The organism is Alteribacter natronophilus (assembly GCF_006007885.1).
GTDB lineage: Bacteria > Bacillota > Bacilli > Bacillales > Salisediminibacteriaceae > Alteribacter > Alteribacter natronophilus.
The window spans coordinates 33,077-52,625 of record NZ_VCRO01000007.1 but is presented as its reverse complement, the minus strand read 5'-3'; the positions used below and the strand labels follow the sequence as shown (position 1 = coordinate 52,625).

General features: G+C 48.5%; 22 protein-coding genes. All 22 read right to left on the bottom strand.

Annotated elements, in window-relative coordinates; all coding sequences use genetic code 11:
- Window positions 1-4: 4 nt before the first annotated feature.
- The 22 genes from FGB90_RS17810 to rpoB all read right to left on the bottom strand — a co-directional run bounded on the left by FGB90_RS17810 (window position 5) and on the right by rpoB (window position 19,484).
- Window positions 5-190, bottom strand: a complete 186-nt coding sequence (locus FGB90_RS17810) for a type Z 30S ribosomal protein S14 (RefSeq protein WP_138812225.1) — start codon at window positions 188-190, stop codon at window positions 5-7.
- A gap of 27 nt (window positions 191-217) precedes the next feature.
- Window positions 218-757: a 50S ribosomal protein L5 gene (gene rplE, locus FGB90_RS17805; protein WP_138812224.1), complete on the bottom strand. Its 540-nt coding sequence runs from the start codon at window positions 755-757 to the stop codon at window positions 218-220.
- Between the two features lie 31 nt (window positions 758-788).
- Window positions 789-1,100: a 50S ribosomal protein L24 gene (gene rplX, locus FGB90_RS17800; protein WP_138812376.1), complete on the bottom strand. Its 312-nt coding sequence runs from the start codon at window positions 1,098-1,100 to the stop codon at window positions 789-791.
- Between the two features lie 55 nt (window positions 1,101-1,155).
- Window positions 1,156-1,524: a 50S ribosomal protein L14 gene (gene rplN, locus FGB90_RS17795; RefSeq protein WP_110521768.1), complete on the bottom strand. Its 369-nt coding sequence runs from the start codon at window positions 1,522-1,524 to the stop codon at window positions 1,156-1,158.
- A 43-nt stretch (window positions 1,525-1,567) separates the two neighbouring features.
- Window positions 1,568-1,831 carry a 30S ribosomal protein S17 gene (gene rpsQ / locus FGB90_RS17790; RefSeq protein ID WP_138812223.1) on the bottom strand — a complete coding sequence of 88 codons (264 nt, stop codon included), beginning with the start codon at window positions 1,829-1,831 and terminating at the stop codon, window positions 1,568-1,570.
- A gap of 21 nt (window positions 1,832-1,852) precedes the next feature.
- The gene (gene rpmC / locus FGB90_RS17785; RefSeq protein ID WP_138812222.1) at window positions 1,853-2,056 is read right to left on the bottom strand and encodes a 50S ribosomal protein L29; all 204 of its coding nucleotides are present in this window, start codon (window positions 2,054-2,056) and stop codon (window positions 1,853-1,855) included.
- Window positions 2,046-2,480 carry a 50S ribosomal protein L16 gene (gene rplP, locus FGB90_RS17780; protein ID WP_138812221.1) on the bottom strand — a complete coding sequence of 145 codons (435 nt, stop codon included), beginning with the start codon at window positions 2,478-2,480 and terminating at the stop codon, window positions 2,046-2,048. Before rplP ends, rpmC begins: the two co-directional genes overlap by 11 nt.
- 2 nt (window positions 2,481-2,482) lie before the next feature.
- Window positions 2,483-3,142 carry a 30S ribosomal protein S3 gene (rpsC, locus tag FGB90_RS17775; RefSeq protein ID WP_138812220.1) on the bottom strand — a complete coding sequence of 220 codons (660 nt, stop codon included), beginning with the start codon at window positions 3,140-3,142 and terminating at the stop codon, window positions 2,483-2,485.
- Between the two features lie 2 nt (window positions 3,143-3,144).
- Window positions 3,145-3,492 (bottom strand): 50S ribosomal protein L22, encoded by a 348-nt coding sequence (gene rplV / locus FGB90_RS17770; protein ID WP_110521773.1) that lies wholly within the window; start codon window positions 3,490-3,492, stop codon window positions 3,145-3,147.
- A 21-nt stretch (window positions 3,493-3,513) separates the two neighbouring features.
- The gene (gene rpsS / locus FGB90_RS17765; protein WP_138812219.1) at window positions 3,514-3,792 is read right to left on the bottom strand and encodes a 30S ribosomal protein S19; all 279 of its coding nucleotides are present in this window, start codon (window positions 3,790-3,792) and stop codon (window positions 3,514-3,516) included.
- Between the two features lie 60 nt (window positions 3,793-3,852).
- On the bottom strand, window positions 3,853-4,683 hold the full coding sequence (gene rplB / locus FGB90_RS17760) for a 50S ribosomal protein L2 (protein ID WP_138812218.1): 831 nt from the start codon (window positions 4,681-4,683) through the stop codon (window positions 3,853-3,855).
- A gap of 29 nt (window positions 4,684-4,712) precedes the next feature.
- Window positions 4,713-5,003: a 50S ribosomal protein L23 gene (rplW, locus tag FGB90_RS17755; RefSeq protein WP_138812217.1), complete on the bottom strand. Its 291-nt coding sequence runs from the start codon at window positions 5,001-5,003 to the stop codon at window positions 4,713-4,715.
- The gene (gene rplD, locus FGB90_RS17750) at window positions 5,003-5,626 is read right to left on the bottom strand and encodes a 50S ribosomal protein L4 (RefSeq protein ID WP_138812216.1); all 624 of its coding nucleotides are present in this window, start codon (window positions 5,624-5,626) and stop codon (window positions 5,003-5,005) included. The genes rplW and rplD overlap by 1 nt, the downstream gene beginning before the upstream one ends.
- 29 nt (window positions 5,627-5,655) lie before the next feature.
- Complete coding sequence (rplC, locus tag FGB90_RS17745; protein WP_138812215.1) at window positions 5,656-6,285, bottom strand: 50S ribosomal protein L3; 630 nt, start codon at window positions 6,283-6,285, stop codon at window positions 5,656-5,658.
- Window positions 6,286-6,315: 30 nt separating this feature from the next.
- The gene (rpsJ, locus tag FGB90_RS17740) at window positions 6,316-6,624 is read right to left on the bottom strand and encodes a 30S ribosomal protein S10 (protein WP_138812214.1); all 309 of its coding nucleotides are present in this window, start codon (window positions 6,622-6,624) and stop codon (window positions 6,316-6,318) included.
- A gap of 628 nt (window positions 6,625-7,252) precedes the next feature.
- The gene (gene tuf / locus FGB90_RS17735; protein WP_138812213.1) at window positions 7,253-8,443 is read right to left on the bottom strand and encodes an elongation factor Tu; all 1,191 of its coding nucleotides are present in this window, start codon (window positions 8,441-8,443) and stop codon (window positions 7,253-7,255) included.
- Between the two features lie 125 nt (window positions 8,444-8,568).
- Window positions 8,569-10,647 (bottom strand): elongation factor G, encoded by a 2,079-nt coding sequence (gene fusA / locus FGB90_RS17730; protein ID WP_138812212.1) that lies wholly within the window; start codon window positions 10,645-10,647, stop codon window positions 8,569-8,571.
- Window positions 10,648-10,815: 168 nt separating this feature from the next.
- The gene (gene rpsG, locus FGB90_RS17725) at window positions 10,816-11,286 is read right to left on the bottom strand and encodes a 30S ribosomal protein S7 (protein ID WP_138812211.1); all 471 of its coding nucleotides are present in this window, start codon (window positions 11,284-11,286) and stop codon (window positions 10,816-10,818) included.
- Window positions 11,287-11,339: 53 nt separating this feature from the next.
- A complete protein-coding gene (gene rpsL / locus FGB90_RS17720) occupies window positions 11,340-11,753 on the bottom strand; it encodes a 30S ribosomal protein S12 (protein WP_138812210.1) in 414 nt (137 codons plus the stop codon).
- Window positions 11,754-11,867: 114 nt separating this feature from the next.
- Window positions 11,868-12,116: a 50S ribosomal protein L7ae-like protein gene (locus FGB90_RS17715; RefSeq protein WP_138812209.1), complete on the bottom strand. Its 249-nt coding sequence runs from the start codon at window positions 12,114-12,116 to the stop codon at window positions 11,868-11,870.
- Window positions 12,117-12,290: 174 nt separating this feature from the next.
- The gene (gene rpoC / locus FGB90_RS17710) at window positions 12,291-15,905 is read right to left on the bottom strand and encodes a DNA-directed RNA polymerase subunit beta' (protein ID WP_138812208.1); all 3,615 of its coding nucleotides are present in this window, start codon (window positions 15,903-15,905) and stop codon (window positions 12,291-12,293) included.
- 36 nt (window positions 15,906-15,941) lie between these two features.
- Complete coding sequence (rpoB, locus tag FGB90_RS17705) at window positions 15,942-19,484, bottom strand: DNA-directed RNA polymerase subunit beta (RefSeq protein ID WP_138812207.1); 3,543 nt, start codon at window positions 19,482-19,484, stop codon at window positions 15,942-15,944.
- Between the last annotated feature and the right edge of the window lie 65 nt (window positions 19,485-19,549).

The following is a 19,549-nucleotide window of genomic DNA, read 5'->3' as shown; positions in this document are numbered from 1 at the left end:
GGAATTACCAGCTTGCTTTTTTAACGCCCGGAATTTGACCTTTGTGCGCGAGATCACGGAAACAGATACGGCACAATTTGAACTTACGGATGACACTGTGTGGACGTCCGCAACGCTCGCAGCGAGTGTATTCTTGCACGTTAAACTTTTTAGGTCTCTTTGCTTTAGCGATCATTGATTTCTTTGCCAAGGTTCAAACCTCCTTTTCGGCGAGATCTTATTTTTGAAACGGCATACCCATTTCAGTGAGCAGTTGACGAGCTTCTTCGTCAGTTTCGGCAGTTGTAACAATGACGATGTCCATTCCGCGGACTTTATCGACTTTGTCATACTCGATTTCAGGGAAGATCAGCTGCTCTTTCACACCAAGTGTGTAGTTTCCTCGTCCGTCAAAGGCTTTCTTTGAAATTCCGCGGAAGTCACGTACACGCGGAAGAGAAACAGCAATAAGCTTATCAAGGAAGTCATACATGCGCTGTCCGCGAAGGGTAACTTTCGCACCGATCGGCATACCTTCACGCAGTTTGAATCCCGCGATAGACTTTTTCGCTTTTGTAATCACTGGCTTCTGACCGGAGATTTCAGTAAGCTCCTCAACTGCTTTGTCAAGCACCTTGGAGTTTTGAACTGCATCACCGATACCCATGTTGATTACGATCTTCTCAAGTTTTGGAACCGCCATTACGGAAGAGTAATTGAACTTCTCAGTTAGAGATGGAACAATCTCCTGATTGTATCTTTCTTTCAAACGACTCATTGTGGTGAACCTCCTTTCAGCCTGAAACTTCTTACTTATCTAGAACTTCGCCGGATTTTTTCGCGACGCGTACTTTTTTATCTTTTTCGATCTTGTATCCAACGCGTGTCGGCTCGCCTGTCTTCGGGTCGACCGGCATTACGTTGGATGCGTGAATAGCCGCTTCCTGGTTAAGGATTCCGCCTTGCGGATTCGCTTGAGATGGTTTCGCATGTTTTTTCACCATGTTAACCCCTTCTACAAGCACGCGGCTGCTGCTCGGGTAAGCTTCAAGGATTTTTCCTTCCTTGCCTTTATCCTTACCGGAGATCACTTTCACGTTATCTCCTTTTTTCACATGCATTTTGCCTAGAGACATGAGGGCACCTCCTTAACAGACATTTCCGTCCATTTATCAATTAAAGCACTTCAGGAGCCAAGGAAACGATCTTCATGAACTGGTTTTCACGAAGTTCACGGGCAACTGGTCCGAAGATACGAGTTCCGCGCGGGCTCTTGTCGTCACGTACGATTACTGCTGCGTTCTCATCGAATTTGATGTATGAACCGTCAGGACGGCGAGCACCGCTCTTTGAACGTACGATTACTGCTCTCACTACTTCACCCTTCTTGACAACGCCACCGGGTGTTGCTTGTTTTACCGAGCAGACGATTACGTCTCCGATGTTAGCCACCTTGCGTCCGGAACCACCGAGCACCTTGATGCACTGTACTTCACGGGCACCTGAGTTATCAGCTACTTTTAAACGACTTTCTTGTTGGATCATGGATCAATTTACCTCCCTTCAGGTAAGCAAACGTCAGCTTCTATTAGATAATGACTGCTTCTTCAACAACCTCTACAAGACGGAAGCGCTTGTCTTTTGAAAGTGGACGTGTTTCCATAATGCGGACAACGTCGTTTACTTTCGCAGTGTTGTTTTCGTCATGTGCTTTTAACTTTTTGGAGTATTTAACGCGTTTGCCGTATAGCGGATGCATTTTGTAAGTTTCAACAACTACAGTGATCGTCTTATCCATTTTGTCGGATACAACACGGCCAGTGTAGCTCTTACGATTATTTCGCTCAGCCACAGTGCAAACCTCCTCTCAGTATTATTCGTTCGTAATTTTAAGCTCGCGCTCGCGCAAAACTGTTTTCGCACGTGCAATTGCTTTTTTCACTTCACGGATGCGGGCTGGATTGTCTAGTTGTCCAGTCGCAAGCTGAAAGCGAAGGTTGAAAAGCTCTTCTTTAAGAGACTTTGTGTCCTGCTCAATTTCACTAGTGGTTTTTGTGCGGAAATCATTAGCTTTCATTTGCGTCACCACCCACTTCATCGCGTTTTACAAACTTCGTTTTGATCGGAAGTTTATGAGAAGCCAGACGAAGTGCTTCACGTGCTACTTCTTCTGATACCCCTGCAATTTCAAACATGATTTTCCCTGGTTTTACTACAGCTACCCATCCTTCAGGAGCACCTTTACCGGAACCCATCCGTACTTCGAGCGGCTTAGCAGTGTAAGGCTTATCCGGGAAAATTTTAATCCACACTTTACCTCCACGCTTCATATAACGTGTCATGGCAATACGGGCAGCTTCGATTTGTCTGTTTGTAATCCAGGACGCTTCAAGAGCCTGCAGGCCGTATTCGCCAAAAGAAACTTCAGTACCGCCTTTCGCACGTCCGCGCATTTTACCACGGTGCTCACGACGGAATTTAACTCGTTTAGGCATTAGCATGATTATTTTCCTCCTTCCTCTTGTTTCGTTCCTTTCGTTGGAAGGACTTCACCACGATAGATCCAGATCTTCACACCCAATTTACCGTAGGTAGTGTCTGCTTCAGCAGTACCGTAGTCGATGTCCGCACGAAGAGTGTGTAGTGGTACAGTACCTTCGCTGTATGATTCAGAACGGGCAATATCCGCTCCTCCGAGACGGCCTGAAACTTCAGTACGGATCCCCTGTGCGCCTGCGCGCATAGTGCGTTGGATCGCCTGTTTCATAGCACGACGGAAAGAGATGCGGTTTTCAAGCTGACGCGCAATGTTGTCAGCAACAAGTGTTGCATCCTTGTCCGGAGACTTCACTTCATTGATATTGATGTGTACACGCTTGCCGGTCAGCTGGTTAAGTGCTTTACGAAGTGCTTCAACTTCGGATCCGCCTTTACCGATAACCATACCAGGCTTCGCAGTGTAGATCGTTACGTTCACGCGGTTAGCAGCGCGTTCGATTTCGATAGTGGATACGGAAGCGTCTTTAAGACGGTTTTCCAGATATTCACGAATTTTGATATCTTCGTGAAGTAGATCAGCATAGTCTTTATCTGCGTACCATTTGGACTCCCAGTCACGAATAACGCCGACACGAAGTCCATTCGGATTTACTTTTTGACCCACACTTATCCCTCCTTGTTTTCTTTTTCTGTTAGTACTACTGTAATGTGGCTCGTACGTTTGTTGATGCGGCTTGCACGACCCATCGCACGTGGACGGAATCTTTTAAGTGTAACTCCTTCATCAACGAATACTTGGCTTACCACCAGGTTATCTGGTTCCATTTCGTAGTTGTGCTCAGCGTTAGCGATTGCCGAGTTAACAAGTTTCTCAACGACCGGAGAAGCTGTTTTCGGTGTATGACGCAGGATGGAGATTGCTTCTCCAACCTTTTTGCCGCGAATCAAATCAACCACTAAACGCACCTTGCGAGGAGCAATACGCACTTGTTTCGCTACTGCTTTTGCTTCCATGGAAAGTACCTCCCCTCTTTATTAGCGTTTCGTTTTTCTGTCGTCAGAAGCGTGGCCTTTGTAAGTCCGTGTAGGAGCGAACTCGCCAAGCTTGTGTCCAACCATATCTTCTGATACGTAAACCGGTACGTGTTTGCGGCCATCATAAACCGCGATCGTGTGACCGATGAATTGCGGGAAAATTGTAGAACGGCGAGACCAGGTTTTGATCACTTTTTTGTCATCATTTTCGTTCTGCGTTTCTACTTTCTTCATTAGATGTTCATCGACAAAAGGTCCTTTTTTCAGGCTGCGACCCATGAGTGTACCTCCCTTCGTGACTGCCCTACGGTTCTTAGGCAGAACCGTAGTTCAATCCCGTTATTTTTTACGACGACGTACAATGTACTTGTCAGTGTCTTTGTTCTTCTTACGCGTTTTGAAACCAAGGGTTGGTTTGCCCCAAGGAGACATTGGTGATTTACGTCCGATTGGCGCGCGTCCTTCACCACCACCGTGTGGGTGATCGCTAGGGTTCATTACGGAACCACGTACAGTAGGACGTTTACCGAGCCAGCGTGAGCGTCCGGCTTTACCGATGTTTACAAGCTCGTGCTCAACGTTACCAACCTGGCCGACTGTTGCGCGGCAAGTGGCAAGGATCATACGAGTTTCACCGGAGCGAAGACGTACTAGAACGTAGTCTCCTTCTTTACCGAGAAGCTGAGCTTCAGCACCCGCTGAACGTACAAGCTGTCCGCCTTTTCCTGGCTTAAGCTCGATGTTGTGGATGATTGTACCCACTGGAATGTCTTTAAGCTGAAGGGCGTTACCCGCTTTGATGTCAGCATCTTTGCCGGATACGATTTCTGCGCCTACCTGAAGTCCTTTCGGAGCAAGAATGTAGCGCTTTTCACCATCAGCATAGTTGATTAGTGCGATGTTAGCAGAACGGTTCGGATCATATTCGATCGTAGCAACGCGTCCTGGAATTCCATCTTTGTTACGTTTAAAGTCGATAATACGATACTGGCGCTTGTGTCCGCCGCCCTGGTGACGTACAGAGATGCGTCCCTGGTTGTTACGTCCTGCGCGCTGCTTCAATGGAGCCAGTAGTGATTTTTCGGGCTTGTCAGTCGTGATTTCCTGGAAATCAAGGCCTGTCATGCCGCGTCGACCATTAGTAATCGGTTTATACTTTTTGATAGCCATCAGATTTTCCCTCCTTCACTAAAAACTTCTTATGCACCTTCAAAGAAGTCGAGTTCTTTGCTGTCCGGTGTCAGTTGAACAATGGCTTTTTTGCGGTTGCTTTTATAGCCTGTATAACGTCCGAAACGACGGAACTTACCTTTGTAGTTCATCGTGTTTACTTTTTCCACCTTCACGCCGAAGATCTCTTCGATTGCGCTTTTGATCTGGTTTTTGTTGGCGCGAGTGTCCACTTCAAAAGTGTACTTTTTCTCAGCCATAAGATCAGTAGAACGTTCGGTGATTACGGGGCGCTTAATAATATCACGTGCGTTTGCCATTATGCAAGCACCTCCTCTACCTGTTTAACAGCGTCCTGCGTGATTACGAGGTTGTCGTAGTTGAGTACGTCAACAACGTTGAGTCCTTCAGCAGTGACTGTCTTCACTCCTGGAAGGTTGTTTGTTGAAAGAGCAACAGCATCGTCATAACCGGCAGTCACAACAAGTGTTTTTGCACCTGCGGAGATTCCGTTTAGGAGAGCTTTCATCTCTTTCGTTTTTGGTGCGTCAAGGCTCAGTCCTTCGAGTACGCGGATTTCTTCTGCCGCTACTTTCGTGGAAAGAGCTGACTTGATCGCCAGACGTCTTACTTTCTTAGGAAGTTTGTAAGCGTAGCTGCGTGGCGTCGGGCCAAATGCAACTCCACCGCCTACCCAGATTGGGGAACGGATTGTACCGTGACGGGCACGACCGGTTCCTTTCTGTCTCCATGGCTTCTTACCGCCACCACGAACGTCTGAACGTCCTTTTACTGCATGTGTACCTTGACGTTCGGATGCTTGCTGCATCACTACTGCGTCGTGAAGTACACTTTCGTTCGGCTCAATACCGAACACTGATTCAGCAAGTTCGATGTCGCCGACTTGTGAACCAGACTGGTTAAATAGAGCAACTTTAGGCATCAGGGCTCCTCCTTTCTCAATCGTTCTTCTTATTTAGCTTTTACAGCAGATTCAACTGTAACGTAGCTTTTCTTAGCGCCCGGTACATTTCCTTTTACCAAGAGCAAGTTGCGGTCTGTATCTACACGGACAACTTCAAGGTTTTGAACTGTTTTCGTTTCGCCACCCATTTGTCCAGGCAGGTTTTTGCCTTTGCGAACGTGGTTCGGGTCAACAGGACCCATTGAACCGGGACGACGGTGGTAACGGGAACCGTGGGACATTGGTCCGCGGGACTGGTTGTGGCGCTTGATTGCACCCTGGAAACCTTTACCCTTGGATGTTCCTGTTACGTCTACGACGTCTCCTGCTGCAAATGTATCTACTTTGACTTCCTGACCAACTTCGTAATCCGCACCTGAAACGTCGCGGATTTCCTTAACGTAGCGCTTAGGGGCAGTGTCAGCTTTAGCAGCGTGTCCTTTTTCCGGCTTGTTGGCGCGGTGTTCTTTCTTGTCACCGAAACCAAGCTGGATCGCTTCGTAACCGTCAGCCTCAGCAGTCTTCTTCTGAAGAATAACGTTTGGCTCTGCTTCGATTACTGTTACCGGAATGACCTCGCCGTTATCTGAAAACACTTGAGTCATACCGAGTTTTTTACCTAAGATTCCTTTGGTCATGAGTCACACCTCCTGTTTTCTATCTGATATTTATAGTTTGATTTCAATGTCAACGCCGGACGGCAGGTCCAAACGCATGAGTGCATCGACAGTCTGTGGAGTTGGCTCCAGGATGTCGATTAGACGCTTGTGCGTGCGCATCTCGAACTGTTCACGGGAGTCTTTGTACTTGTGTACCGCACGAAGGATCGTGTATACAGACTTTTCAGTAGGGAGCGGGATTGGACCAGCTACACCTGCACCTGAACGTTTCGCTGTTTCTACGATCTTCACAGCTGACTGATCTAGTGTACGGTGATCATAAGCCTTAAGACGAATGCGAATTTTTTGTTTTGCCATTTTGTTACCTCCTTTTTCGCCCATTTTTGGAAATAGACTTGCTCCGCGGAAATTTAACCTGACCGCCCTCCCATGGCAAAGGGTCCGGGTGTGTCAGCAACCTTCCACATCAACGCCTGTCATGTGACCAACATTATACATTATACATGAATGAATAATGGCTGGCAAGTGGATTTCATAATTTCAATATGCAATCACACTTTTTCTATTATAAAGACTGTAGCAGGTGATATCAAGGGGTTATTAGGGGTTCCATTAATTTCTTTGTGGAATTTCTGCGTCGTTTTCTTTGGGTCATGGGTCAGGGAGTATTTATATAGAAGAAAGGTGTTTTCGGGGTGGTTTAAATAAAGTCTCTGTGAGGTTACTGCTCGTCTTATGCATAGACGCTCTCTCAGATGGACTGGGGAGCGGATATCAACCTTCGATTGAATATATCGACCTTTGCAGAACAAATATCAACCTTCCTTTGCATATATCGATCTTCACGGAACGGATATCGACGAAGCGACAATTTTAGACACAAGTACAAATTTCCCTGCCCTGCACAAACCCTGCATAAAAAGAAAAGCCCCGGGCTCCTGTAGACAGGAACCCGGGGCTAATCATTTATGATCCGCAGCTGTTATTACTCCTGGATTTCAGCAACAACGCCGGCGCCTACTGTACGGCCACCTTCACGGATAGAGAACTTAGTTCCCTCTTCAATAGCGATTGGAGAGATAAGCTCAACTACCATTTCGATGTTATCTCCAGGCATAACCATTTCTACGCCTTCTGGAAGGTTGATAACACCAGTTACGTCAGTTGTACGGAAGTAGAACTGAGGACGGTAGTTAGAGAAGAATGGAGTGTGACGTCCACCCTCTTCTTTAGAAAGAACGTATACTTCAGATTTGAACTTAGTGTGTGGAGTGATTGTTCCTGGCTTAGCAAGAACCTGTCCACGAGTGATGTCGTCACGGGATACACCACGTAGTAGTGCACCGATGTTGTCACCAGCTTCAGCATAGTCAAGAAGCTTACGGAACATTTCTACTCCAGTTACAGTAGTCTTCTTGGACTCTTCTTCGATACCGATGATTTCAACTTCGTCACCTACGTTAAGCTGTCCACGCTCAACACGGCCAGTTGCAACAGTACCACGGCCAGTGATTGAGAATACGTCCTCAACAGGCATCATGAATGGCTTGTCTTTGTCGCGCTCTGGAGTTGGGATGTAGTCGTCAACCTGCTGCATAAGCTCAAGAATTGCCTGCTCATGGTCAGCATCGCCTTCAAGAGCTTTAAGAGCAGAACCTTTAACGACTGGGATGTCGTCGCCAGGGAAGTCGTACTCGGAAAGAAGGTCACGTACTTCCATTTCTACAAGCTCAAGAAGCTCTTCGTCGTCAACCTGGTCAGTTTTGTTAAGGAATACTACGATTGAAGGTACCCCTACCTGACGGGAAAGAAGAATGTGCTCACGAGTCTGAGGCATTGGGCCGTCAGCAGCGGATACTACAAGAATAGCTCCGTCCATCTGAGCAGCACCAGTGATCATGTTTTTAACGTAGTCAGCGTGTCCTGGGCAGTCTACGTGTGCATAGTGACGGCTGTCAGTTTCGTACTCAACGTGTGCAGTGGAGATTGTGATTCCACGCTCGCGCTCTTCAGGAGCTCCGTCGATTTGGTCATAAGCCATCGCAGAACCTTTACCGGATTGCTTATGAAGTACGTGCGTAATAGCAGCAGTTAGCGTTGTTTTACCGTGGTCAACGTGTCCAATTGTACCAATATTGGCATGCGTTTTGGAACGATCAAATTTTTCTTTAGCCATGATCGAATTCCTCCTTGATTTCTTATTAGTTTTATTTTTGAGAGCGAAACGGCGTAAAGCCTTTATCACTCTAAGCTTACAACAAGTTTAGCTTACAACAAAATCAGCCTTGAAACAATAACCGATTACTTACCGGTCTGTTTTTTAATGATCTCTTCGGAAATGCTCTTCGGAACCTCTTCATAGTGGTCGAAGTGCATTGTGTACTGACCACGGCCCTGCGTGTTGGAACGCAGTGATGTTGCGTAGCCGAACATTTCGGAAAGCGGCACCATTGCTTTAACAATCTGTGCGTTTCCGCGGGCTTCCATTCCTTCCACGCGTCCACGGCGGGAAGTTACGTCACCCATAATGTCTCCCATGTACTCTTCAGGCACGACAACTTCAACTTTCATTACCGGCTCAAGAATTGCTGGGTCACATTTTTTCGCCGCTTCTTTTACTGCAAGAGAAGCAGCTACTTTAAACGCCATCTCGTTGGAGTCTACATCATGGTAGGATCCATCAACGAGCGTCGCTTTTACGTCGATAACTTCGTAACCGGCAAGCATACCGTTTTTAAGGGACTCTTCAAGACCCTGTCCAACAGATGGGATGTATTCACGTGGAACAACACCGCCGACGATTTTATCAACGAATTCAAATCCTGCGCCCTCTTCGTTAGGTTCGAACTCAACCCAGACGTGACCGAACTGACCGCGTCCACCGGACTGACGTACGAATTTACCTTCAACTTTCGCCGCCTGGCGAATAGATTCACGGTAAGATACCTGAGGAGCACCAACGTTCGCTTCCACTTTGAATTCACGCTTCATACGGTCAACGATGATGTCGAGGTGAAGCTCACCCATACCAGCGATGATCGTCTGTCCTGTTTCTTCATCAGTGTGTGTGCGGAATGTTGGATCTTCTTCTGCAAGCTTGGCAAGAGCAATACCCATTTTATCCTGGTCTGCTTTTGATTTAGGCTCAACAGATAGAGAGATTACAGGCTCAGGGAATTCCATTGATTCGAGAATAACAGTGTCCTTCTCGTCACAGAGTGTATCCCCTGTAGAAGTGTTCTTCAGACCTACACCTGCTGCGATATCACCGGAGTAGCAAGTCGGAATCTCTTCACGGTGGTTCGCGTGCATCTGAAGGATACGCCCCATACGCTCACGCTTGTCTTTTGTAGAGTTCTTAACGTAAGAACCTGCATCAACAGTTCCGGAGTATACACGGAAAAACGTAAGCTTACCGACGAATGGATCCGTCATTACCTTAAACGCAAGTGCGGAAAATGGCTCTTCGTCACCTGGTTTACGGAGAACTTCTTCTTCACTTTCCGGAAGAAGTCCTGTCATTGGAGGTACATCCAATGGGGACGGCAGATAATCGATTACTGCGTCAAGCATAAGCTGGACACCTTTGTTTTTAAAGGCGGAACCGCAGATAACCGGGTAGAATTCAACGTCACAGGTACCTTTACGGATCGCTGCTTTGATCTCTTCAGTAGTGATCTCTTCACCTTCGAGGTACTTCATCATGAGGTCCTCGTCAAGTTCGGATACAGCTTCCATAAGTTTTTCACGGTACTCGTTCGCCTGATCCTTATACTCATCCGGGATTTCACGTGCTTCTGTACGTGACCCGAGATCATCTAAGTAATAGAAGGCCTGCATTTCAACAAGGTCGATGATTCCTTCGAATTCATCCTCTGCACCGATTGGCAGCTGGATCGCTTGTGCGTTTGCACCGAGACGATCAGTCAGTGTACCGAGAGAGTAGATGAAGTCGGCACCGATCTTGTCCATTTTGTTTACGAAAACAACCCGTGGTACGCCGTAAGTTGTTGCCTGGCGCCATACAGTTTCTGTCTGTGGTTCTACACCTGACTGTGCGTCAAGTACTGCTACCGCACCGTCTAGTACACGCAGAGAACGCTCTACCTCTACGGTAAAGTCTACGTGTCCAGGAGTATCGATGATGTTTACACGGTGTTCTTTCCAAGCGGCTGTGGTCGCAGCAGAAGTGATCGTGATTCCACGCTCCTGCTCCTGGTCCATCCAGTCCATTTGAGAAGCACCCTCGTGCGTTTCACCAATCTTATGAATACGCCCGGTATAGAAAAGAACACGTTCAGTTGTTGTCGTTTTACCGGCATCGATGTGAGCCATGATCCCGATATTACGTGTTTTTTCCAAGGAGAATTCTCTTCCCATGGTCATTTTCTCCTTCCTCAATGAAGATGTTGGTTTGCACGTCAGCTTCCGGTCTGCCGGTGAAGGGCATTCCGTGATGACGGCTTGATACTGTATTGCCGGGAGATTGTCCGGCAGACGGCTGCAGCATTACAGCGGCAGACCATCTGCACAAAGGACATCATCCTTTTACCAGCGGTAGTGAGCGAATGCTTTGTTAGCTTCCGCCATACGGTGAGTGTCTTCGCGCTTCTTAACAGCGGCTCCCGTATTGTTTGCTGCGTCCATGATTTCGTTAGCAAGGCGCTCTTCCATGGATTTTTCTCCACGAAGACGAGCGTAGCTCACGAGCCAGCGAAGGCCTAGTGTCGTACGACGCTCAGGCTTAACTTCGATTGGCACCTGGTAGTTTGCACCACCAACACGACGGGCTTTTACTTCAAGTACTGGCATGATGTTCTTAAGAGCTTGTTCAAAAACTTCCTGAGGATCATTGCCGGTACGCTCTTTAACAAGTTCAAAGGAACGGTAAAGCGTAGTCTGTGCCTTACCTTTCTTACCGTCGATCATCATACGGTTGATCAGACGAGTAACTAGCTTTGATTTGTAAAGCGGATCTGGTAGTACGTCTCTCTTTGGTACTGGTCCTTTACGAGGCATGTGGTCCCCTCCTTCCTGATGTTAGGTCTCTGTATATTCGATCGACTCGTCCGTTATTTCTTAGGACGCTTCGTTCCGTACTTGGAACGTCCCTGCGCACGGTTTTCAACTCCTGCGGTGTCAAGCGCACCACGTACGATGTGGTAACGGACACCCGGAAGGTCTTTTACTCGTCCGCCGCGGATAAGAACAACACTGTGCTCCTGAAGGTTGTGCCCGATCCCTGGGATGTAGGCAGTTACCTCGATCTGGTTCGTAAGACGCACACGTGCATATTTACGAAGGGCCGAGTTCGGCTTCTTCGGTGTCATAGTACCAACACGGGTACATACGCCACGCTTATGCGGTGAGCTTAGGTCTGTCTGAACCTTTTTGAAGCTGTTGTAACCTTTATTAAGAGCTGGTGAGTCGGATTTCTTTGTTTTGGAAACCCGGCCTTTACGTACTAGCTGATTAATTGTAGGCATGGTCTTCCTCCTTTCATATCAACGATATTTAAGTCCACTGGTCCAGGTGGTTCATAAAAGGGCAAAAGTAAAGTTTTTGCCTGGTGAGGGCTGCCCCTCAAGCAAAAACCCCTTTTACTTTTTTATTGCTACGATCGCTGCTGATACATCGATTCCACAGGCTTTTCCAAGCTTTTTCATAGAATCGACCGTCTGTACCGGTATTCCCTGTGTTTCAGCTTCAGCCAATACACGGGACAGTACTTTATGATCAGCATCGTCTGCAATGATCAATTCTTTAACCTGTTTATCTTCCAGTGCTTTTAAAGTCTGTTTGGTGCCCACTATTCTATCACTGGCCTGCACTACTTTTTCATAAGACATAGATAATCCTCCAAAGCATCAGGTATTAGGCGCACCACTACATAGTACCACCGTGAAAATTGTGTGTCAATAGCGGCTTTAAATTATTTTGAGCTGACTGATTCGGAAGCTGCATCTCCAGGTAATGAGAATCAGGCGGGGAGGGGGCACAGGGCCCCTGCTCCCTCCTGACAATTACTCCTGTACAGCTGCCTCTTCAATGGCAGGGACTTCGGTCTGTTCTTCCTCGTCCATAGCCACATTGATTTTACGGTAGCGCTGCATGCCGGTACCGGCTGGTACAAGCTTACCGATAATAACGTTCTCCTTGAGTCCCACGAGCTCATCCCGCTTCCCTTTGATCGCTGCATCTGTAAGGACACGCGTTGTCTCCTGGAAGGATGCCGCTGAGAGGAACGAGTCCGTCTCAAGAGAGGCTTTTGTAATACCGAGCAGTACCGGTTTACCGGTTGACGGTGTGCCTCCACGGAGGAGAACATCTTTGTTTGCTTCGTTAAACTGATGGATTTCAACAAGGGATCCCGGAAGAACTTCCGTATCTCCTGCATCAAGCACCCGGATTTTGCGAAGCATCTGACGTACCATTACCTCAACGTGCTTGTCGCCGATTTCCACACCCTGCATACGGTATACTTTCTGTACTTCACGAAGGAGGTACTCCTGTACACCCTGTACGCCGGATACTGTAAGAAGTTCTTTAGGATCAATGGAACCTTCTGTGAGTTCCTCTCCCGGTTTCACTTCCGTACCGACTTCCACTTTGAGTCTGGCACCATATGGCGTTGTGTAAGAACGGGTTTCGATCTCACCTTTAACCATGATTTCCTTCTTCTCGTTCACTTCCTTCACGTCGGTAACCGTACCTTCGATCTCGGAAATGACTGCCTGACCTTTCGGGTTCCGGGCTTCGAAAAGCTCCTGGATACGCGGAAGACCCTGCGTAATATCGTCACCGGCTACCCCGCCTGTGTGGAATGTACGCATTGTAAGCTGTGTACCCGGCTCACCGATGGACTGTGCGGCAATAATCCCGACAGCTTCACCGACTTCAACCTCTGAACCCGTTGCCAGGTTGCGGCCGTAACACGCTTTACATACCCCGTGTTTCGTATCACAGGTGAAGGCGGAACGGATTGTAACTTCCTTAACGCCTGCGTCTTCAATCACTTTTGCCTTATCTTCGTCCAGCGTCTCGTTCTTCTCTGCAAGAACCTCTCCTGATTCAGGATGACGGACAGTCTGGAACGTAGCACGGCCCACGAGACGATCGTAGAGCGGCTCGATCACTTCTGTTCCTTCTGTAATAGATGCGACCTTCAGACCGCGGTCGGTTCCACAGTCTTTTTCACGGACGATTACGTCCTGTGCCACATCTACGAGACGGCGCGTAAGGTAACCCGAGTCAGCTGTTTTAAGGGCTGTATCGGCAAGACCTTTACGGGCACCGTGTGTGGAAATAAAGTACTCAAGAACCGTAAGTCCCTCACGGAAACTGGATTTAATCGGAAGCTCGATAATCCGTCCGGACGGGTTGGCCATGAGTCCACGCATACCGGCGAGCTGGGTAAAGTTCGATGCGTTACCCCGGGCACCGGAGTCACTCATCATAAAGATCGGGTTTGTCGGGTCAAGTGTGCCCATCAATTTGCTCTGGATCACATCTTTAGCCGAACTCCAGATCTCGATTACTTTATCGTAACGCTCTTCCTCTGTAATCAGACCGCGGCGGTACTGCTTGAGGATGCGCTCAACTTTCTGTTCTGCTTCATCAAGGATTTCCTGTTTGTCCTTCAGTACCACGATATCGGATACACCGATTGTAATACCGGCTTTCGTGGAGTAGTAGAAACCGAGATCCTTCATCTTATCAAGCATGACAGATGTTTCGGATACTTTAAATTTCTTGAAGACTTCCGCGATGATATCACCGAGGAAACCTTTTTTGAATGGTTTTACAATATCCCGTGCTTTAATCTCCGCTTTTACATCCGTATCAGTTGTAACGATGTATTTTTCCGGAATTTCCTCCTGCAGGTTGTAGCCCGTCGGTTCGTTGATATACGGGAACTCCGGCGGAAGAATTTCGTTAAAGATAATCTTACCTACAGATGTAAGGAGCATCTTGTCTTTCTGATCTTCCTTGAATGGTTTGTTCGGAAGGGAGTTTACAGGTACCGAGATTCTTGTGTGAAGGTGGACATACCCGTTCTGATAGGCAGTCAGCACTTCATCGGCACTGTAGTAGACATTCCCTTCGCCAACAGCATCCTTACGCTCGAGTGTAAGGTAGTAGTTACCAAGAACCATATCCTGGGATGGCGTTACAACCGGCTTACCGTCCTTAGGGTTCAGGATGTTCTGTGCAGCCAGCATGAGAAGACGGGATTCCGCCTGGGCCTCTGCTGAAAGGGGCACGTGAACGGCCATCTGGTCACCGTCGAAGTCGGCGTTGTATGCCGTACATACGAGCGGGTGAAGCTTAATGGCGCGGCCTTCTACAAGTGTTGGTTCAAACGCCTGAATTCCCAGTCTGTGAAGTGTAGGGGCACGGTTAAGAAGAACCGGATGCTCTCTGATCACTTCTTCAAGAACATCCCAGACTTCAGGCTGAACACGCTCAACTTTACGCTTCGCGCTCTTAATATTATGGGCAAGGCCTTTGCTGACGAGCTCTTTCATGACGAAAGGCTTGAACAGCTCCAGCGCCATTTCCTTAGGCAGACCGCACTGATACATCTTCAGGTGCGGACCTACTACGATTACGGAACGGCCGGAGTAGTCTACACGTTTACCGAGAAGGTTCTGACGGAAACGTCCCTGCTTACCTTTAAGCATGTGGGAGAGAGACTTCAGCGGACGGTTACCCGGTCCTGTAACAGGGCGGCCGCGACGGCCGTTGTCGATCAGGGCATCCACCGCTTCCTGAAGCATACGTTTCTCGTTCTGTACGATGATGCTCGGTGCACCAAGGTCAAGAAGACGCTTCAGACGGTTGTTCCGGTTAATTACACGGCGATACAGGTCGTTCAGGTCAGACGTGGCAAAACGTCCGCCGTCCAGCTGTACCATCGGGCGAAGTTCCGGCGGGATGACCGGCAGCACGTCCAGAATCATCCAGTCCGGGTTGTTGCCGGAATTACGGAAGGCTTCAAGCACCTCAAGGCGTTTAATCGCACGTGTGCGGCGCTGGCCCTGTGCAGTGAGAAGCTCTTCTTTCAGCATTTTTACTTCCTTGTCGAGATCGATGTCCTGAAGAAGCTTGCGGATCGCTTCGGCACCCATCTGCGCCGTAAAGGAACGGCCGTATTTTTCACGGTAGGTACGGTACTCACGCTCGGAGAGCAGCTGCTTGAGCTCAAGCGGCGTATCGCCCGTTTCCGTTACAACGTAGGAAGCAAAATAAATGACTTCTTCAAGGGAGCGCGGGGACATGTCCAGGACAAGTCCCATTCTGCTCGGAATCCCTTTGAAGTACCAGATGTGAGAGACAGGGGCAGCAAGTTCAATGTGCCCCATACGCTCACGGCGGACTTTGGCGCGGGTAACTTCCACGCCGCAGCGGTCACAGACAACGCCCTTATAGCGGACGCGTTTGTATTTACCGCAGTGGCATTCCCAGTCTTTCGTCGGACCGAAAATGCGTTCACAGAACAGGCCGTCTTTTTCCGGCTTCAGTGTTCTGTAGTTGATTGTTTCAGGCTTTTTAACTTCGCCTCTTGACCAGGACCGTATCTTGTCCGGAGATGCCAAGCCAATCTTCATATACTCAAAGTTATTTACATCTATCAAGGGGCCAACCTCCCTTTCGACTTTCAGGATCTGCCATTAACCGTTTGATTCACTGGACTCGAGGTTCAGGTTCAGCTTGTCGTTGTTCTGTTCTTCTTCATCGTCAAGCTCCAGCATTTCGATTTCCTCTTCATTACTGGAGAGCATCTTCACGTCCATACCGAGACTCTGAAGTTCCTTAATCAGTACTTTGAAGGATTCAGGTACTCCCGGTTCAGGTACGTTTTCACCTTTGACAATCGCTTCATACGTTTTCACACGTCCAACGACATCATCGGATTTCACAGTAAGAATTTCCTGCAGTGTATAGGCAGCACCATAGGCTTCAAGTGCCCATACCTCCATCTCCCCGAATCGCTGTCCACCGAACTGGGCTTTACCACCGAGCGGCTGCTGTGTAACAAGGGAATATGGCCCTGTAGAACGGGCGTGCAGTTTATCGTCAACCATGTGTGCCAGTTTAATCATGTACATCACACCGACAGATACACGGTTGTCAAACGGTTCACCGGTTCTTCCGTCATAAAGGACCGTCTTCGCATCTTCAGCCATGCCGGCTTCGGAAATCGTTCCCCAGACATCTTCCTCGCGGGCACCGTCAAATACCGGTGAAGCCACGTGAATGCCGAGGTTTCTCGCAGCCATTCCGAGGTGCATTTCAAGCACCTGACCGATGTTCATACGTGATGGTACCCCTAGAGGGTTAAGCATGATATCAATCGGTGTTCCGTCAGGCATGTACGGCATATCTTCCTCAGGGAGGATTCTGGAGATAACACCTTTGTTTCCGTGACGTCCGGCCATTTTGTCTCCTTCGTGAATTTTACGCTTCTGTACGATATAAACACGTACAAGCTGGTTCACGCCAGGAGGCAGTTCATCACCGTCTTCACGGTTAAAGATTTTCACGTCAAGCACAATTCCGTCACCGCCGTGCGGGGCACGCAGGGAGGTATCACGCACTTCACGTGCTTTTTCACCGAAGATGGCGTGAAGGAGGCGTTCTTCTGCCGTAAGTTCAGTTACACCTTTTGGCGTGACTTTACCCACGAGAATGTCGCCGTCTTTCACTTCGGCACCGACACGGATAATCCCGCGGTCGTCGAGGTTGCGGAGTGCATCCTCACCGACGTTTGGAATGTCGCGTGTGATTTCTTCCGGTCCAAGCTTCGTATCACGGGCTTCGGACTCGTATTCTTCAATATGAATCGACGTATATACATCGTCTTTTACAAGGCGTTCGCTGAGAATGATGGCATCCTCATAGTTGTAACCGTCCCATGTCATAAATCCTACGAGCACGTTACGGCCAAGAGCCATTTCACCGAGTTCCATGGACGGCCCGTCAGCAAGGATTTCTCCTTTTGTGACGATGTTGCCCTCTTCCACAATTGGGCGCTGGTTGTAGCAGGTACCCTGGTTGGAACGAATGAATTTCTGCAGATTATAGCGGATCGCGTCGCCTTCCACTTCCTTGCCGTCCACTTCTTCAATGCGGCGGACCTGGATGTAGCTTCCGGACACACGTTCCACGCGGCCTTTGGATCTGGAAATCACGGCAGCTCCGGAATCCTTCGCAGACACGTATTCCATGCCTGTTCCCACGATTGGGGATTCAGGATTCATGAGCGGTACAGCCTGACGCTGCATGTTCGCTCCCATCAGGGCACGGTTGGAGTCATCGTTTTCAAGGAACGGAATACATGCTGTCGCGGCCGATACAACCTGTTTCGGTGATACGTCCATATAGTCGACACGGTCTTTTGGTACAACGATGTTATCACCACGGAAACGGCAGATAACGTTATCGTCAACAAAGGAACCATCGTCGTTCAGCTTGGCGTTTGCCTGGGCTACAACATAGTTGTCCTCTTCGTCGGCAGTCAGATAATCAATTTGGGCGGATACAGCTCCCTTTTCATGGTCAACCTTACGGTAAGGTGCTTCCATGAAGCCGAATTCGTTTACTTTCGCATAGCTGGAAAGTGAGTTGATCAGACCGATGTTCGGTCCCTCCGGCGTTTCGATCGGACACATACGCCCGTAGTGGGAATAGTGTACGTCACGAACTTCAAATCCGGCGCGTTCACGGGTCAGACCACCAGGTCCGAGTGCAGACAGACGGCGCTTGTGTGTAAGCTCGGCAAGCGGGTTCGTCTGGTCCATGAACTGGGAAAGCTGGGAGCTTCCGAAGAACTCTTTAATGGACGCGATGACCGGTCGGATGTTGATGAGCGCCTGAGGCGTAATCATGTTTGCATCCTGAATGGACATACGCTCGCGAACGACACGCTCCATACGGGAAAGCCCGATACGGAACTGATTCTGCAGGAGCTCGCCGACAGAACGAAGACGGCGGTTACCGAGATGGTCGATATCATCTGTGTTACCGACGCCGTGCAGCAGGTTAAAGAAATAGTTAATGGACGAGATGATGTCTGCAGGCGTAATGTTTTTTACGCTGCGGTCAACCATACCGTTGCTCATTACACGGATTGGTTCTGCATCTTCTTTCCCGTTTTGCGGATAAATAAGAACAGACTGAAGTTCCACCTCTTCTTCGTCCACTACTCCGCCGTTAAGCGTGTAATGCTGAAAACCGACATTGTTTTCGAGGTATGGAATCAGGCGGTCAAGAAGACGGCGGTCAATGACAGCACCCTCTTCAGCAAGCACCTCACCTGTGTCAGGGTCTACCAGGGTTTCTGCCAGACGCTGATTAAACAGGCGGTCCTTAATATGGAGTTTTTTATTCATTTTGTAGCGGCCGACATTTGCCAGGTCATATCGCTTCGGATCGAAGAAGCGTGATTCAAGAAGACTCTTGGCGTTTTCCACTGTCGGCGGCTCTCCCGGGCGAAGCCGCTCGTAGATTTCAAGAAGCGCTTTTTCAGAGCTGTCTGTGTTGTCTTTATCGAGCGAATTCCGGAGATACTCATCTTCTCCCAGAAGGTCAATGATCTCTTGATCAGTCCCAAACCCGAGAGCACGGAGCAGTACGGTTACCGGGATTTTACGTGTACGGTCGATACGGACGTAAACAACGTCCTTGGCATCAGTTTCAAGCTCAAGCCATGCACCGCGGTTTGGAATCACGGTTGCACCGAAGCCCTTCTTTCCGTTTTTATCGATTTTGTCATTAAAATAGACACTTGGGGAGCGGACAAGCTGAGATACGATGACACGCTCTGCCCCATTAATGACAAACGTCCCTGTGTCGGTCATAAGTGGGAAATCTCCCATGAATACTTCCTGCTCTTTCACTTCTCCTGTCTCTTTGTTAATAAGGCGGACCTTAACACGAAGAGGTGCAGAATAAGTTACATCTCTCTCTTTTGAATCTTCTACAGAGTACTTCGGTTCTCCGAGACTGTAGTCGATAAACTCCAGTACCAGATTACCTGTGAAATCTTCAATTGGAGAGATGTCCTGAAACATCTCACGGATACCCTCATCAAGAAACCATTGATAAGAAGCAGTTTGAATTTCAATCAAGTTTGGAAGTTCCAGCACTTCATTGATTCGCGCATAACTTCTTCTCTGGCGGTGACGTCCATACTGAACTTGTTGACCTGTCAACTGATTCACCCCTCAAAACTAACGTTATTATTAAGAAAAGCGCAAGCGCCCTCTTCAGGACCCCC

Coding starts and splice junctions, on each gene's coding strand:
- rplW (WP_138812217.1), bottom strand. CDS start 5,003: ATGGCAAACGCACGTGATATTATTAAGCGCCCCGTAATCACCGAACGT.
- rpsG (WP_138812211.1), bottom strand. CDS start 11,286: ATGCCTCGTAAAGGACCAGTACCAAAGAGAGACGTACTACCAGATCCG.
- fusA (WP_138812212.1), bottom strand. CDS start 10,647: ATGGGAAGAGAATTCTCCTTGGAAAAAACACGTAATATCGGGATCATG.
- rplP (WP_138812221.1), bottom strand. CDS start 2,480: ATGCTAATGCCTAAACGAGTTAAATTCCGTCGTGAGCACCGTGGTAAA.
- rpsJ (WP_138812214.1), bottom strand. CDS start 6,624: ATGGCAAAACAAAAAATTCGCATTCGTCTTAAGGCTTATGATCACCGT.
- rplB (WP_138812218.1), bottom strand. CDS start 4,683: ATGGCTATCAAAAAGTATAAACCGATTACTAATGGTCGACGCGGCATG.
- rplV (WP_110521773.1), bottom strand. CDS start 3,492: ATGGAAGCAAAAGCAGTAGCGAAACAAGTGCGTATTGCTCCTCGCAAG.
- rplC (WP_138812215.1), bottom strand. CDS start 6,285: ATGACCAAAGGAATCTTAGGTAAAAAACTCGGTATGACTCAAGTGTTT.
- FGB90_RS17715 (WP_138812209.1), bottom strand. CDS start 12,116: ATGTCTTATGAAAAAGTAGTGCAGGCCAGTGATAGAATAGTGGGCACC.
- rpsL (WP_138812210.1), bottom strand. CDS start 11,753: ATGCCTACAATTAATCAGCTAGTACGTAAAGGCCGGGTTTCCAAAACA.
- tuf (WP_138812213.1), bottom strand. CDS start 8,443: ATGGCTAAAGAAAAATTTGATCGTTCCAAAACGCATGCCAATATTGGT.
- rpmC (WP_138812222.1), bottom strand. CDS start 2,056: ATGAAAGCTAATGATTTCCGCACAAAAACCACTAGTGAAATTGAGCAG.
- rplX (WP_138812376.1), bottom strand. CDS start 1,100: ATGCATGTGAAAAAAGGAGATAACGTGAAAGTGATCTCCGGTAAGGAT.
- rplD (WP_138812216.1), bottom strand. CDS start 5,626: ATGCCTAAAGTTGCTCTATTTAACCAGTCTGGTTCACAAGTCGGCGAC.
- rpsS (WP_138812219.1), bottom strand. CDS start 3,792: ATGGGTCGCAGCCTGAAAAAAGGACCTTTTGTCGATGAACATCTAATG.
- rplN (WP_110521768.1), bottom strand. CDS start 1,524: ATGATCCAACAAGAAAGTCGTTTAAAAGTAGCTGATAACTCAGGTGCC.
- rplE (WP_138812224.1), bottom strand. CDS start 757: ATGAGTCGTTTGAAAGAAAGATACAATCAGGAGATTGTTCCATCTCTA.